The organism is Streptomyces roseifaciens (assembly GCF_001445655.1).
GTDB lineage: Bacteria > Actinomycetota > Actinomycetes > Streptomycetales > Streptomycetaceae > Streptomyces > Streptomyces aureoversilis.
Genome location: NZ_LNBE01000003.1, coordinates 1,803,410 through 1,817,388, shown reverse-complemented (window position 1 = coordinate 1,817,388; position 13,979 = coordinate 1,803,410). Strand labels below are relative to the sequence as shown.

The window sequence follows — 13,979 nt, the reverse complement described above, 5'->3', positions numbered from 1 at the left end:
CGGGGCCGCGGGGCACGGCCGGACGCGGAGTGAGATCCCTTGACCAAGACCGGGGCACCGGCCCGCAAGCCCGTGCTGGGCAGCCGCTTCCGCTGGCTGTGGTCGTCGTCCGTGGCGTCCAACGCCGGGGACGGCGTCACCCGCACCCTGCTGCCCCTGCTGGTGGTCGCGAGCCACCCGCAGCCGATGGTGGTGGCCGGGCTCACGGCGGTCAACATGCTGCCGTGGCTGCTGTTCGCACTGCCCGCGGGCGTCCTGGCGGACCGTCACGACCGGCGGCGCATCCTGCTGTTCAGCAACGTCACGCGCGCGGCCGCGCTGCTGGCGGCCGTCGCGGCGTTCGCGGCGGGCACGTCGCTGGCCGTGCTGTACGTGCTGTCCTTCGTCCTCGGGATCGCCGAGACCCTGGCGGAGACCGCGGCGCCCGCGATGCTGCCCGACATCGTGGAGTCGGAGCACCTGGAGCACGCCAACGGCCGGCTGTTCGCCCCGCAGGTCATCCTCAACGAGATGGCGGGTCCGCCGCTGGCCGGTCTCCTGGTCGGGGTCGGCGCGACCCTGGCGCTGGCGACGGGCGGGGCGCTCTACGGGCTCGCCGCCGTCCTGCTGCTGGGCCTGGCCGGCGTCAAGGCGGCCCCGCGCACGACGCCCCCGCCCGGCACGTCCGCGGCCCGCTCCCTGTGGCAGGACGTGCGCACGGGGGTCGCCTTCGTGCTCACGCGGGCGGCGCTCACCCGCACGCTGGCCGCCAGCGCTCTCTACGGCCTGGTGTACTCCGCGACGTTCTCGATGCTGGTGCTGCTCGCCTACCGCACCCTGCACCTGCACGCCACCGGCTACGGCCTGCTGCTGACCGTCGGCTCCGTCGGCTCGATCGCCGGGACGTGGCTCGCGCCCCGGCTGGCGCGGCGGCTGCCCACGCTCGTCCTGGCGCAGTGGTCGCTGATCCTGTCGGGCGCGGCCTACGTCGGCCTGGGCCTGGCCGGGAACACGGTCCTCGCGGGGGTCGCGATCTTCTGCAACGGCATCTTCATGATGAGCTGGAACATCCCGGTCCTGTCGCTGCGCCAGCGGTTCGCGCCGCCGGAACTGCAGGGCCGCGTGATGAGCGTGTCACGGCTGTGCTCGTGGGGAACGATGCCGATCGGAGCGGCCCTCGGCGGCCTGCTCGCCCGCACCACGTCCGTCACCACCGTCTTCGTCTCGTCCGGGGCCGTCCTGATCCTGGGATCCGTGGCCCTGCTCGCGCCGCTGCGCCAGGACATGCTCACCGGCGAACAGCCGGAGTCCTCCCGCATACCGCATCGAGACCAGCAGCAGCACACCGACACCGAAAGAGGAGAGCATGACCGCGGAAGCGTATGACACCGTGATCGTCGGCGGCGGCCCGGCGGGCCTCAACGCGGCGCTGTACCTGGGCAGGTCGCGCAGGCGCGTCGCACTCGTCGACTCCGGCGACGCCCGGAACATGGCGGCCGGCGTCATGCACAACATGCTCACCAACGACGGGGTGACCATCGCGGACTTCCGTGCCCGCGCCCGCGCCGAAATCTCCCGCTACGGCGTGGAGTTCCTCGACGACGAGGTGATCACCGTGGCGCCCGAGGGCGACCGCCTGGTGACGACGGCCAAGGAGGCCGGGGCGCTCACGAGCCGCACGGTGCTCTACGCGGCCGGCGTGCGCTCGAAGCTGCCCGACGTGCCGGGGCTCGCCGCGCTGTGGGGCAAGGGCGTCTTCGAGTGCCCGTACTGCCACGCCTACGAGGTGCGCGACGGCTCCTTCGGCGTGTACGGCGGTGCGGTGCCCGGCGAGTGCCTCGCCGCGACCCTGACCGCCTGGACGTCCTCGCTCACCTACCTGTCGGACCGGCGTGAGCTGCCCGAGGAGGAGCGCGGATTCCTGGCCGCCTCCGGGGTGGACACCGTGCCCGACGAGGTCGTCGGCGTCTCGGCCCACCCCGACGGGGTGGCCGTCGAACTGGCCGGCGGGCGCTCGCTGTCCTTCACGGCCCTGTTCCTGCACATGGACACCGAGCCGCGCGTGGAGCCGCTGCGCCCCTGGCTGCAGGCCGCCGACCTCACCTCGGTGCAGACCGACGAGCGCGGCCGGACCTCGCTCCCCCGTCTGTACGTGGCCGGTGACCTGGGCAAGAACATGCAGCAGGCGGCCATGGCCGCGGCCAGCGGCGGCCTCGCCGCCATGGCCGTCAACGCCGACCTGATCCGCGAGGACCGGCCCGGCGCGCTCTACGACCTGCCGCCCGCCGCCCACTGACACCGCGGCCCCGCCACCTGCCACCTGCCGCCCGCCGCCCGGACACCCGAGGAGAGCCCTGCCCCATGAAGTCCCCGCGCGCCGAACTCGTCCCCCACATGGAGCACTACACCTTCGTCCTGGAGGACCAGCCCTACATCGGCTTCTTCCAGTACGGAAACGAGCGGACCCCGGTGTACTCCACCGACTCCTGCGGATTCCGGGTCACCCACACGGCGGGCGGGCCGGCGACGGTGGCCGACGGCCGCCCGCCGGGCCCCGTCCGGCTGCTGGCCGGCAGCTCGGCGGTCTTCGGCGTGGGGGCGAGCGGGGACCACGCGACCGTCTCCTCGCGGCTGGGCAGCCACCACGCCCCGGGGCTGCCGTGGCTCAACTTCTCGGGCCAGAGCCTGAATTCGGCGCAGGAGCTGATGCTGCTGACGCTCTTCCAGCACCTGCTGCCCGAGGTGGCGGAGATCGTCGTCTTCTCCGGCGTCAACAACCTCGTGCTCAGCCGCCTGCCCGCGGCGCAGCACGGCCGGCACGGCGCCTTCTTCGAGTGCGGGCCCGCGCCGGACGCGTCCGCGGTGCCGGGCCCGGCCGAGCGGATCGCGCACGCCGCCGGGCTGACGGTCCGCCACCTCGGCGGGTGGAAGCTGCTGACCGGGGCGCTGGGGGCGCGGCTGACGTTCGTCCTGCAGCCGCTCGCGCCCTGGGTGCGGGAGGAGCCCGCGGCCCAGGAGAAGGCGCTGTTCGACGAGCTGGACGACGTCTCCAACTGGCGCCGGCTGCACAACGACATCGCCTCGATGGACGTCGGCCGCGCCTACGCGGCGGCCCTGCGCGAGGGCTGTGCGGGGCTGGGGGTGCCGTTCCTCGACATGAACGAGGCCCTCGGGGCGGCGACGGCGCCTGCGGACTGGCTGTTCGTGGACCGGGTGCACTGCGTCGACGCCGGGTACGACGCGGTCGCCCGCGTCCTCGCCGAGCGCCTCGGCACATCGTCCTGAGGGGAGGGACAGCATGGCACTGCTCCGCAGGATCCTGGCGCGGCTGCTGCGCCGCAAGCGGGCGCTGAAGCCGCAGCCGGCGGACGACGCGTCCATCTATCCCATGTTCTGATCCGGGGGCGCCGCGTGACGCAGCTGGTTCTCGGCCTGTCGGCCTTCTATCACGACAGTGCGGCCGCGCTGGTCGCCGACGGCGTTCCGGTCGCGGCCGCTCAGGAGGAGCGGTTCAGCCGCAGGCGGCACGACCCGTCCTTCCCGCACGAGGCGGTCGGCTACTGCCTGCGGGAGGCCGGGGCGGAGCTCGGTGACGTCTCTGCGGTCGCCTACTACGAGGATCCGGCGCTGAAGTTCCGGCGGGTGCTCGCGACGTACGCGGGGGCGGCGCCGTACGGCCTCCCGTCGTTCCTGGACGGGATGCCGGCGTGGCTCGGCTGGAAGCGGCGCGCCACGCGGGCGGTGCGCGATCACCTCGCCGGGCCGCAGGGCCGGGCGGTGCCGGAGGTCGTGGCGCGGCGCCATCACGAGTCCCACGCCGCGTCGGCGTTCTTCGCGAGCCCCTACCCGTCGGCCGCCGTGCTGTGCGTCGACGGGGTCGGCGAGTGGGCGACGACCACCGTGTGGCAGGGCGTGGGCACCCGGCTGCGGCACCTCGCCGAGCTGCGGTTCCCGCACTCGCTGGGGCTGCTGTACTCGGCGTTCACCTACTTCTGCGGCTTCAAGGTCGACTCGGGCGAGTACAAGCTGATGGGCCTCGCTCCGTACGGGAAGCCGCGCTTCGCGCCGCTGATCCGGGAGCGGCTGATCGACGTCAAGCCGGACGGCTCGTTCCGGCTGGACCTGCGCCGGTTCGAGTTCCTGCGGGGGCAGGTGATGACCGGCCCCGGTTTCGAGCAGCTCTTCGGCGGCCCGCGGCGCCGGCCGGAAGGGCCGCTGACCGAGCGGGAGTTCGATCTGGCGGCGTCGGTGCAGCAGGTGACGGAGGACGTGGTGATCCGGCTGGCCCGCACCGCGCGGCGGCTGACCGGGGAGCCGCGGCTGTGCCTGGCGGGCGGCGTCGCGCTCAACTGCGTGGCCAACGGCAGGCTGCTGGAGGACGCGGGCCTGACGGAGCTATGGGTGCAGCCCGCGGCCGGTGACGCCGGGGGTTCGCTCGGGGCGGCGCTCGCGGAGGCCCACGAGCGGGGGGCGCCCCGCGCCCACCTGGGCTCCGGGCACGACGCGATGGCGGGTGCGCTGCTGGGCCCGGCGTATTCGGACGACGAGATCGGCGCGTACCTGGACGCCCACGGCATCCCGTACGAGCGCCCGGGCTTCGACGGCGTGGCGCAGCAGGTGGCCGGTGCGCTGGCGGGCGGTGCGATCGTGGGCTGGTTCCAGGGCCGGATGGAGTTCGGGCCGCGGGCGCTGGGCTCGCGCTCGATCCTCGCCGACCCGCGCGACCCGGGCATGCAGTCGGCGCTCAACCTGCGGACGAAGTTCCGCGAGTCGTTCCGGCCGTTCGCGCCCGCCGTGCTGGCCGAGGACGCGAAGGACTGGTTCGACCTGCGCCAGGAGAGCCCGTACATGCTGATCGTGGGCCGGGTGGCGGCCGCGCAGCGGCTGGCCGCCGAGGTGCCGGAGGGGGTGCGCGGCCTGGATCTGCTGCACGTGCCGAGGTCGACCGTCCCGGCGGTGACCCATGTGGACGGCTCGGCGCGGGTGCAGACCGTGGACGGGCGCCACCCGCGGCTGCGCCGGGTGCTGCTGGCGTTCAAGGAGCGCACCGGCTGCCCGGTGCTGGTGAACACGTCGTTCAACGTGCGCGGCGAGCCGATCGTCCGTACGCCGCGGGAGGCCTACGCGTGTTTCATGCGGACCAACATCGATCTGCTGGCACTGGGCGGCTTCCTGCTGCGCAAGGAGGAGCAGCCGCCGTGGCAGGAGGAGCGGGACTGGCGTGGCGAAATCCCGATGGACTGACTGCCGGGGAAGGAGGTGCGACGCCGTGCGGACGGTGCTGCTGACCGCGGTGTACTACCTGGCGGTCACCCCGTGGGGCTGGTGCCGGCGGAGGGTGCGCGACCCCTTGGCGCGGCACTGGCGGCCGCGGGCGCAGACGTACTGGCACTTCACACCGGGGAGCGGCCCCGGGGAGCGCTGACGGCGGGGCGGGACGGGTTGCGGCCGGGGCGGGTGTGCCTATGGTGGAAATCAATCATGACGCACGTCACCGGCCCGGACGGTCAGCCCCAGGCGCCGCGCCTGCCGCATCGCGCGCGCCTCCTCGTCGTGGCGGCGTACATGCTGCTGGTCACGGCCGTCGTGATGGACCTCGCGTCGGACCCGCGGTGGACGGTGTCCCCCGTCCTGGCCACCGCGCCGGTGCTCGCCAGCATCGGCTCCCGGAGGGCGCGGGTGCCGATGCTGGTCGGCCTGGGCGCGCTCGTCCTGGTCGCCCCGCTGGCGTTCGCCGACGACGAGGTGCCGATGCTCGTCCACCTGACGTCGGGCTTCACGGTGCTGGCCATCACGTGCGTCAGCACCGCGAACGTACTGCTGGTGGCCACGCGGGAGCGGGAGCTGCTGCAGTCGCGGTCGGTGGCGGAGGCCGCGCAGCAGACGCTGCTGCGGCCGCCGCCCGAGCGGATGGACGGGCTGCGGGTGGCGGTGCGCTATCTGGCCGCCGCCGCGGAGGCGCGCGTGGGCGGCGACCTGTACGAGACGCTGGCGACGCCGTTCGGGACGCGGCTGCTGCTGGGGGACGTGCGCGGCAAGGGGCTGTCCGCGATCGACACGGCGGCGGCCGTGCTGGGGACGTTCCGGGAGGCCGCGCAGGTCGAGCCCTCCCTCACGGCCGTGGCGGGGCGCCTGGACGCCGCGATGTGCCGGCGGCGGCCCGGCGAGGAGTTCGTGACCGCGGTGCTGGTCCAGGTGGCCGAGCCGGGCCGGGCGGAGCTGGTGAACTGCGGCCATCTGCCGCCGCTGCTGTGCCGGGCGGGCCGGGTCAGGGAGGTGCCGGCGCCGGTCCCCCAGCCGCCGCTGGCGCTGCTGGGCATGGTGGACGACGCGTACCGCGGGCAGGCATTCGTGTTCGAGCGGGGCGACCTGCTGCTGCTGTACACCGACGGGGTGACGGAGGCGCGGGACGCGGCGGGCCGCTTCTATCCGCTGGCGGAGCGCCTGGCCGGCATGCCGGAGTCGGCCCCGGCGGCGCTGCTGGACCGCGTCGTCGCGGATCTGCTGGCCTACGCGGGCGGCGAGCTGTCGGACGACGCGGCGCTCCTCGCGGTGCGGCGGGAGCAGTGAGGCTGCTCAACACAACGGTGCCATCTGCCTCTTGGCGGTTCCGCCTGTGGTGCATAGCGTCGATGGCATGCAGACGATCACCTTGGGCGGAGTGGACATCACCCGCATCGTGGAATGGCACTCGCCGGTCGCGCCCGTTCCCGCCATCTTTCCTTCCAGCACTCCGCGGATGTGGAAGGAGAACGAGTCGTGGCTGGCGCCGGACTTCTGGCGGCCGGCCACCGACCAGCTGGTGTGCAACGTGCAGACGTGGGTGCTGCGCAGCGAGGGCCGTACGGTGCTCGTGGACACCGGGCTGGGCAACGACAAGGACCGGCCGCACATGCCGGACTGGTCGCACCTGAAGACCGGCTACCTGGAGCGGCTGGCCGCCGCCGGGGTCCGTCCCGAGGACGTGGACGTCGTCGTGAACACGCATCTGCACTCGGACCACATCGGCTGGAACACCCGGTTACAGGACGGCGTGTGGGTGCCGACGTTCCCGAACGCGACGTATCTCGTCGCCAGGGCGGACTTCGACTACTGGAACCCGGACGGCCCGCACACCCCCCGGGGCGTCCTCGGGGACCTGAGCCTCGCCGAGGGCGTCGCCGAGGTGTTCGAGGACAGTGTGCTCCCGGTGCACCGGGCCGGGCAGATGGTGCTCTGGGAGGGCGACGGCCACCGCATCGACGCGGGGCTGAGCCTGGAGGCCGCTCCCGGGCACACTCCGGGCTCATCCGTGGTGCGGCTGGAGTCGGGCACTGAGCGCGCCCTGTTCATCGGCGACCTGGTGCACAGCCCGCTGCAGATAGCGGAGCCCGAATGCGACACGTGCCTGAGCGAGGACCAGGCGCAGGCCACCCGCTCGCGCCGGCGGTTCCTGGAGGAGGCCGCCGACACGCGGGCCCTGGTGTTCCCTGCGCACTTTCCGGGTCACGGGGCCGCCGAAGTGCGCCGGGAGGGCGGGAAGTTCGCGCTCGCCCGCTGGGCGGCGTTCGACCGGACGGAGGACGGGGACCCGGGCCCGTCCTGACGCGGCCGGCGGTCCCCGGCGAAGCCGACGGGCCGGCCCTTCCGGAAGGGCCGGCCCGCGGTGTCACTGCACAGGTGCGCTACTTGCCCGACGTCTTGCCCGCCCGGACCGTGAAGGGCAGGTCCTGGTGGAAGAAGGACAGGTCGCCGTTGCCCACCGTCAGGCCCGCGTCGACCTTGGTCACGTCGCGCGGGGCGGACCCGGCGACGGCGACCCGCAGCCGGTAGGTGGCGGTGGCGCCCGGCGCCAGCGGGCCCTTGGTGACCGGCAGCAGCGCCGCGCTCATGCCGGGGTCGCAGCCGCCGGCGACGAGCTGCACGCGCTCCCAGCCGTGGCCGGGCCGGTACTGCTGCAGGACGAGGTCCTTGGGGGCCAGGGCGTGGCCGGTGCCGGCGCCGTAGGCGAAGTAGGAGGCGTACAGGGAGGGGTAGGGGCGGTCGGTGGTGTTCTTCACCGTGAGGGCGAAGGGCGCGCTCGCCGCGCCGCCGCGGCTCAGCGCGGTGCCGCTCTTCCAGCCGCCGGCCGAGACGTCCGGCCGGGTGGCCGTGGCGGTGCGGGCCGGGGCGCGGTAGGTGCGGCCCTTGCCGTTCTCGACGGAGGCCGTGACGGTGACGGTGCCCGGACGGTCGAGGTCCTGGATGCGCAGGGCCACGCTGTGCGGGCGGGACGCGCTCGCGTCGGCGGTGAGGGGGAAGGTGAGGACGCCGTGCGTGCCCGAGCCGGACGGACGGGTCTTCAGGTCCGTCCAGCTGTGGGTCTTCGGCACGTAGCGCTGGACCACGAGGGAGTCGGTGCCGAAGCCGCGGCTGCGGACGTCGAGCCGGACGGTGCCCTTGGAGACGGGCGTGCGCAGCGTGACGCCGGCGCGCGACCACATGCCGATGGGCAGCTGGGAGGGCATGCCGAAGGAGATCTTCTCCGCAGCGGTGCCGACCGCGGCCGCCGGCGGCTCCGCCGTGGCGGCGCCGGCCGCAGCGGCCTCGGCGGCGGACGGCCGGTGCGCCTCCTGGTCGCTGCCGCAGCTCGGTGCCGTCTGCGTGCTGCCTGCGGCCGGTATGGCCGCGGCCGTCCCGGGCGTCCCCGCGACGAGGATCAGCCCGGCCGCGAGCGCGGCCACCGATCCCATGGCGCCCCGCACCGCCGACAACCGCCGCTGCGCGACTCTTCGTGACATGTACCGCCCCCTGCTTCCGGGTCGTACGCACACTCGTGCGTCTCTGACGTACGAGATTGTCTTCCGTAGCTGATGGTTCCCTGTGCCACCGGAAATACCGCGGAATCTCGTAGTTGTGCCGCGCATCGGTTCGGCGCGACACCCCGGATGCCGCAAGCCCGGGACGACAGCGTGCCCCGGCGCGCGGTGCACCGGGGCGACTGTACGGCGGTTCGGGATATGTGAGTGCGGATCAGATGGCGGGCTGCGCCTGGATCTGCATGAGCGCGGCGGCCAGCTGGTCCACCTCCTCGGCGGTGTTGTACAGGGCCAGCGAGGCCCGGGTCGCGGTCTCCAGCCCGTAGTGGCGCAGCGAGGGCTGGGCACAGTGGTGGCCGGCGCGGACGGCGATGCCGTCCCGGTCCAGCCTGCGGGCCACCTCCATCGGGTCCCGGCCCGCGAGCGTGAAGGTCAGCACCGCGATCTTCTCGGGCGCGCTGCCCAGGACGGTGAGGCCCGGTACCGCGGCGAGGGCCTGCTGGGCGTGGCCGAGCAGCGCGGTCTCGTACGCGGCGACCGCGTCGCGGCCGAAGGAGGTCAGCCAGTCGATGGCTGCCTTGAGTCCGACGACGCCGGAGATGTGCCCGGTGCCGGCCTCGAAGCAGTGCGGCACGGGGGCGTAGGTGACGCGGCCGAACTCCACCTGGTCGATCATGTTGCCGCCGCCCTGCCACGGCGGCATGGCGGCCAGGATCTCCGGCTTGGCGTACATCGCCCCGATGCCCGTGGGGGCGTAGAGCTTGTGCCCGGAGAAGACGTAGAAGTCGCTGTCCAGGTCCTGGACGTCCACGGGGAAGTGGGCGACGGCCTGGGCGCCGTCCACGAGCACCTTGGCGCCGTAACGGTGGGCCAGTGCCGTCATCTCCTTCACCGGCGGCACCGTGCCCAGCACGTTGGAGGCGTGGCTGATCGCGACGAGCTGGGTGCGGAAGGAGAGCAGGTCGGCGTAGGCGTCCTGGTCGATGCTGCCGTCGGGCAGCAGGGGGATCGGCACGACCCGGGCCCGCCGCTCCTTGGCGATCATCTGCCAGGGGACGATGTTGGAGTGGTGCTCCAGGGTGGAGACCAGGATCTCGTCGCCGGGGCCGAGGTTGGCGCGTCCCCAGCTCTGTGCGACGAGGTTGACGGCCTCGGTGGTGCCCCGGGTGAAGACGACGGTGTCGGGTGACGGGGCGCCCAGGAAGTCGGCGACCGCGGCCCGTCCGCCCTCGTACATCTCGGTGGCCTCGCGGGCCAGGGTGTGCGCACCGCGGTGGATGTTGGAGTTGGCGGTGGCGTAGTAGGCGGCCAGGGTCTCGATGACCTGGCGGGGCTTCTGGGTGGTCGCGCCGTTGTCGAGCCAGACGACGGGGCGCCCGTTGACGGGGCGCTGCAGGACGGGGACGTCCTGCCGGGCGGCCTCGGGGGTGAACCCGCCGCTGCGGGTGGCCGCGCTGCCCACGGTGGGCTGCCCGGGCACGGCCGGCGCCCACGGCAGGTTCGGGGCCGGTGCCGTGGCGGCGGGCGGCGTCGTCCCGGGCATTCCCGTGCCCGGCGTCGTCATGCCCGGTGCCTGCGTTCCCGGCACCGGGGCCATGCCCGGGGCGTGCGCGCCCCACGACATGTCAGGAGTAGTCATGGTACTTGGACACCTCGACGTTCTGGAGCACGGCGAGGGCGTCCTCGACCAGCACCGCGGCGTTGAAGTAGGCCGTCATCAGGTACTGGGTGATGCCCTTCTGGTCCATGCCCATGTTGCGCATCGACAGGCCCGGCTCGACCTCGTCGGGCACCTTCGCGGGGCGCAGGCCCACCACGCCCTGCTCGGCCTCGCCGACGCGCATCAGCAGGATCTCTGTGGTGCCGGCGCCGTTCGGGCCGGTGATGCGCACCTTGTCGGAGGGCAGCAGCGGGACTCCGCGCCAGGTCAGCAGGGGGCTGCCGAAGCGGTTCTCGATGACCGGGGGCACGCCGCGGCGCGTGCACTCGCGGCCGAAGGCGGCGATGGCGCGCGGGTGGGCGAGGAAGTAGGAGGGCTGCTTCCAGACCCTGCTGAGCAGTTCGTCCATGTCGTCGGGGGTCGGGGCGCCGGTGCGGGTCTGCACCCGCTGGCCCGGGGCGACGTTGTTGAACAGGCCGAACTCGGGGTGGTTGAGCATCGACCGCTCCTGGCGCTCGCGCAGCGCCTGGACGGTCAGGTCGGCCTGGGCCCGGGTCTGGTCGATGGGCTCGTTGTAGAGGTCGGCGACGCGGGAGTGGACGCGCAGCACGGTCTGGGCGAGCGTCATGTGGTACTCGCGGGGGACGTCCTCGTAGTCGACGAAGGTGCCCGGCAGGTCGGGCTCGCCGACGTGCCCGGCGGTGAGGTCCACCGGCACCTCGGAGCCGGGGACGGTCCGCTCGCCGGCGTTGAAGGCGGCGAGGGCGGCGCTCAGCGCCTCGTCGCGCCCGGCGAGCCGGGCCAGCTGGTCGCGGTCGGCGCAGAGCGCGGTGCCGGGGGTCAGGGCCCGGACGCGGCAGGGCGCGGGGCGGCCGTGGGACCAGGAGTCGAGGTCGAAGAACTGGCCGTCGCCGACGACTTCGAGGAGCGCGTCCTCGCCGTAGCGGCCGGTGACCCGCTTCTCCGCCCGGCCCTGGACGATCACCCACAGTCTGCCCGTGGTCTCGCCCTCCTCGACCAGGGTCTGCCCGGCCTCGAAGGTGACCTCGGTGAAGGAGGCGGCCAGTTCGCGCAGGAGGTCCTCGCCCGCCTCGCGCAGGTAGGGGATCTCCCGCAGGTCCTCCGGGACGATGTGGTGGGCGTCGTCGTTCCTGTACGTGGTGATCCGGTCGTCGCCGAGTATGAAGGTCCGCCGGCGGTTGACGCGGTAGGTGCCGGACTCGACGTCCACCCACGGCAGGGCGCGGAGCAGGTAGCGGGGCGTGATGCCGCGCATCTGCGGTGTGGTCTTGGTGGTGGTCGCGAGCTGCCGTGCCGCGTCCGGGCTGAGACTCAGCCGGTCGTTCATGAGGACCTCCTCGTGTGGGTGACGAGGATGATCGTCTTGTTGGAAACATTGCGTTCACAAGACTGCAGTAATGCGTCATGGCTTTAAAACACCGCCTGTTGACGAAGCGACAGATTCATGCAGAAGTGAACTCGCTCTGTCCGGTGGGTTCCTGATCAGGTTCGCTTTCCGGACGGACTCCGGGGCGTCCGAGCGGTCGGAGGCCTCCGAAGCCCTTTACTCTCTTGCATAAATCGACCAGATTCGATCGTCACGTACTTCTGTGACGACCGGTTCTCGCCGGCCCCGCGAACGAGGCGGCCAGCAGGGCGAGCCACACCCCGACGAGCACCAGGTGCGCGCGCTGCGGGACGCCGTGCCAGCCCGGCCGGCCGATGAGCGGTCCGACCGTGAGCAGGGCGGTCGTCAGGGCCGCGGCCAGGACCCACGGCCCCCAGCGGCGGACCAGCGGCCACCGGGTGCCGCCCGCCGCGGCCGCCACCATCAGCGCCATCGAGGCGAACAGCGCCGCGTGGGCCAGCGCGCTGGTGGCCGTGTGCAAGGGGTTGACCACCTCGCAGGCGCTGTTCACCGAGGGGGCGCAGCGCATCGGCACGACGACGTCCGCCACGGAGGAGGCGGCGAAGGCGACCAGCGACCAGCGGCTCGCGAGGGCGCAGCGGCTGCTGCCCGGCGGGCGCGGAAGGGGAGCCGCTCCCACGGCCACGAGCAGGGCGGTGACGATCTCGATCGCGCCGAACAGCCCGTGGAAGCGCTGGTCGGCGGCGTAGAGCTCGCTGACGTAGGAGTGCCGGGCGTCCAGGCCCGTGGGCAGGAGGAACTCCAGCAGCCAGGCGTTGTAGGCCGCCGCCGCCGCGGCCAGCAGCCACGCCGGGCGCAGCTCGCGCGCGGCCGCCCGCGCCCCGGCGGCGGCCGGGGCCGGGCGGGCCCCGGCCTCCTGCGACCGGGGCGCGAGCGGCGCGTCGGGCATCGGAGGCGGTCTCAGATCCGCCGCCGGGCGGTCCGGCTCACGGCGCTCCCCCGGATCCGGCGTTCCGGTTCTGCGGGCCGTACGCGGGCCCGGGCTCGGCCGGCGGCGGGGGCGACGGTGTCGTGGGAGGCGACGGCGGCGGGGACGAGTACGGCTTCGACGGCTCGATGCTGCTCGGCTCCTCCGACTGCGGCGTGGCCGGGCCGGACGTCACGCCGCCCTTGGGGGGCGGGATGGGGCGGTCCTTGCTGCCGTCGGTGCCGACCGGCCGTTCGAACCACTGACCGGTGCGCGGGTCGTAGATGATGATGAAGACGATGACGGTGCGGGCCGGGGCGACGGCGACGGTCTGGGACGACTTGTACGTGCTCCAGCTCTGCCCCTTCGTCGTCTGGCTGCCCTTGATCGCGACGGGCCCGCTGAGCGGGTTGCCACAGGCGCAGCGCACCCGGGGCACGCCCCGGTTGTCGGTCAGGACGGCCGTTCCGGCCTGCAGGACGGCCTGGTAGGGGGTGGCCGAGCCGTTCTTGTAGCCGTGGTTGGTGACGCGGGTGTCCGAGCGCAGCTGTACGGGGGTCAGGCCGCGCAGATAGCCGGGAATCTCACCCTGCTGGATGCCCGCCGCGCTCGCGAAGGCCCGGGCCTTTGTCTGATTTTCCGTCAGGTATTTGATCTGGCGCTCCACGTCGCAGCTCGACTCGTTCTCGCTGCCGCCGTAGAGGCCGGGGCTGGAGCCCTCGATGGTTCGGGTGCCGCCCGGGGCCGGGGAGACGGGGGCCGCGGTCGCCTCCTTCGTGCCCTTCTCCTTGGCCGTGGAGGGGGTGAAGGGGTCCCTGCCCTCGGCCGATGCGGCCTGCAGGAAGACCTCGCCGCCGCCCTCCGGCCGGAGGAAGTAGACCGCGAGCGCCGCCACGACCACCCCGAGGCCCCCGACGAGGGCCACCCTGGGACCGGACCGCCACCAGGGGCGCGGCGGTTCCCCGCCGGGCGGCGGCGCGCCATGGCCGCCGGACGGCGGAGCGGGCGGGCCGGGCGGCTCCGGGCCCGAGGGCACGCTCCGGCCGCCGCCGGACGAGGGCCAGTCCGCCCGGGTCGGCTCCGGCGGCTCGGCCGGGGTGGGCGGACCGGTCCGGCCGGATCCGCTTCCGCCACCGGAGAGAGGGCCGGACGGCGGGCCGGTGGGGCGGTCTTCTGACGGTGGTTCGGACGACACGGGCCCTGCTCCTCCGTTTGGTCCTCTGATGG

The 13,979-nt window shown here is 73.6% G+C and carries 12 protein-coding genes; 7 read left to right on the top strand and 5 right to left on the bottom strand.

Annotation, left to right across the window (positions count from 1 at the left end; all coding sequences use genetic code 11):
- The first annotated feature begins 39 nt into the window (after positions 1-39).
- The 7 genes from AS857_RS13590 to AS857_RS13565 all read left to right on the top strand — a co-directional run bounded on the left by AS857_RS13590 (position 40) and on the right by AS857_RS13565 (position 7,564).
- A complete protein-coding gene (locus AS857_RS13590) occupies positions 40-1,365 on the top strand; it encodes an MFS transporter (RefSeq protein WP_063804245.1) in 1,326 nt (441 codons plus the stop codon).
- The gene (locus AS857_RS13585) at positions 1,346-2,275 is read left to right on the top strand and encodes an NAD(P)/FAD-dependent oxidoreductase (RefSeq protein ID WP_058043356.1); all 930 of its coding nucleotides are present in this window, start codon (positions 1,346-1,348) and stop codon (positions 2,273-2,275) included. The genes AS857_RS13590 and AS857_RS13585 overlap by 20 nt, the downstream gene beginning before the upstream one ends.
- 65 nt (positions 2,276-2,340) lie before the next feature.
- Positions 2,341-3,264, top strand: coding sequence for an SGNH/GDSL hydrolase family protein (locus AS857_RS13580; RefSeq protein ID WP_058043355.1), 924 nt, complete (start codon positions 2,341-2,343; stop codon positions 3,262-3,264).
- 126 nt (positions 3,265-3,390) lie between these two features.
- Complete coding sequence (locus AS857_RS13575; protein ID WP_058043354.1) at positions 3,391-5,223, top strand: carbamoyltransferase family protein; 1,833 nt, start codon at positions 3,391-3,393, stop codon at positions 5,221-5,223.
- Positions 5,224-5,248: 25 nt separating this feature from the next.
- Positions 5,249-5,404: a hypothetical protein gene (locus AS857_RS40360; RefSeq protein ID WP_173864750.1), complete on the top strand. Its 156-nt coding sequence runs from the start codon at positions 5,249-5,251 to the stop codon at positions 5,402-5,404.
- Positions 5,405-5,460: 56 nt separating this feature from the next.
- Complete coding sequence (locus AS857_RS13570) at positions 5,461-6,549, top strand: PP2C family protein-serine/threonine phosphatase (RefSeq protein ID WP_058043353.1); 1,089 nt, start codon at positions 5,461-5,463, stop codon at positions 6,547-6,549.
- A 67-nt stretch (positions 6,550-6,616) separates the two neighbouring features.
- Positions 6,617-7,564, top strand: a complete 948-nt coding sequence (locus AS857_RS13565) for an MBL fold metallo-hydrolase (RefSeq protein ID WP_058043352.1) — start codon at positions 6,617-6,619, stop codon at positions 7,562-7,564.
- A 79-nt stretch (positions 7,565-7,643) separates the two neighbouring features.
- Here the strand turns inward: AS857_RS13565 and AS857_RS13560 are convergent, their stop codons facing one another.
- From AS857_RS13560 to AS857_RS13540, 5 genes are all read right to left on the bottom strand, one after another.
- On the bottom strand, positions 7,644-8,738 hold the full coding sequence (locus AS857_RS13560) for a hypothetical protein (RefSeq protein ID WP_058043351.1): 1,095 nt from the start codon (positions 8,736-8,738) through the stop codon (positions 7,644-7,646).
- A 232-nt stretch (positions 8,739-8,970) separates the two neighbouring features.
- On the bottom strand, positions 8,971-10,395 hold the full coding sequence (locus AS857_RS13555) for a cysteine desulfurase (protein WP_058043350.1): 1,425 nt from the start codon (positions 10,393-10,395) through the stop codon (positions 8,971-8,973).
- Complete coding sequence (locus AS857_RS13550) at positions 10,382-11,764, bottom strand: family 2B encapsulin nanocompartment shell protein (protein ID WP_058043349.1); 1,383 nt, start codon at positions 11,762-11,764, stop codon at positions 10,382-10,384. The genes AS857_RS13555 and AS857_RS13550 overlap by 14 nt, the downstream gene beginning before the upstream one ends.
- A gap of 250 nt (positions 11,765-12,014) precedes the next feature.
- Positions 12,015-12,734, bottom strand: coding sequence for a DUF998 domain-containing protein (locus AS857_RS13545; protein WP_079110299.1), 720 nt, complete (start codon positions 12,732-12,734; stop codon positions 12,015-12,017).
- Between the two features lie 37 nt (positions 12,735-12,771).
- On the bottom strand, positions 12,772-13,677 hold the full coding sequence (locus tag AS857_RS13540; protein WP_058043348.1) for a DUF6777 domain-containing protein: 906 nt from the start codon (positions 13,675-13,677) through the stop codon (positions 12,772-12,774).
- Between the last annotated feature and the right edge of the window lie 302 nt (positions 13,678-13,979).

What these genes read in the sequence shown, in the direction of transcription:
- AS857_RS13560 (WP_058043351.1), bottom strand. Translation starts at nt 8,738, where the DNA reads ATGTCACGAAGAGTCGCGCAGCGGCGGTTGTCGGCGGTGCGGGGCGCC.
- AS857_RS13545 (WP_079110299.1), bottom strand. Translation starts at nt 12,734, where the DNA reads ATGCCCGACGCGCCGCTCGCGCCCCGGTCGCAGGAGGCCGGGGCCCGC.
- AS857_RS13555 (WP_058043350.1), bottom strand. Translation starts at nt 10,395, where the DNA reads ATGACTACTCCTGACATGTCGTGGGGCGCGCACGCCCCGGGCATGGCC.
- AS857_RS13580 (WP_058043355.1), top strand. Translation starts at nt 2,341, where the DNA reads ATGAAGTCCCCGCGCGCCGAACTCGTCCCCCACATGGAGCACTACACC.
- AS857_RS13585 (WP_058043356.1), top strand. Translation starts at nt 1,346, where the DNA reads ATGACCGCGGAAGCGTATGACACCGTGATCGTCGGCGGCGGCCCGGCG.
- AS857_RS13570 (WP_058043353.1), top strand. Translation starts at nt 5,461, where the DNA reads ATGACGCACGTCACCGGCCCGGACGGTCAGCCCCAGGCGCCGCGCCTG.
- AS857_RS13565 (WP_058043352.1), top strand. Translation starts at nt 6,617, where the DNA reads ATGCAGACGATCACCTTGGGCGGAGTGGACATCACCCGCATCGTGGAA.
- AS857_RS13550 (WP_058043349.1), bottom strand. Translation starts at nt 11,764, where the DNA reads ATGAACGACCGGCTGAGTCTCAGCCCGGACGCGGCACGGCAGCTCGCG.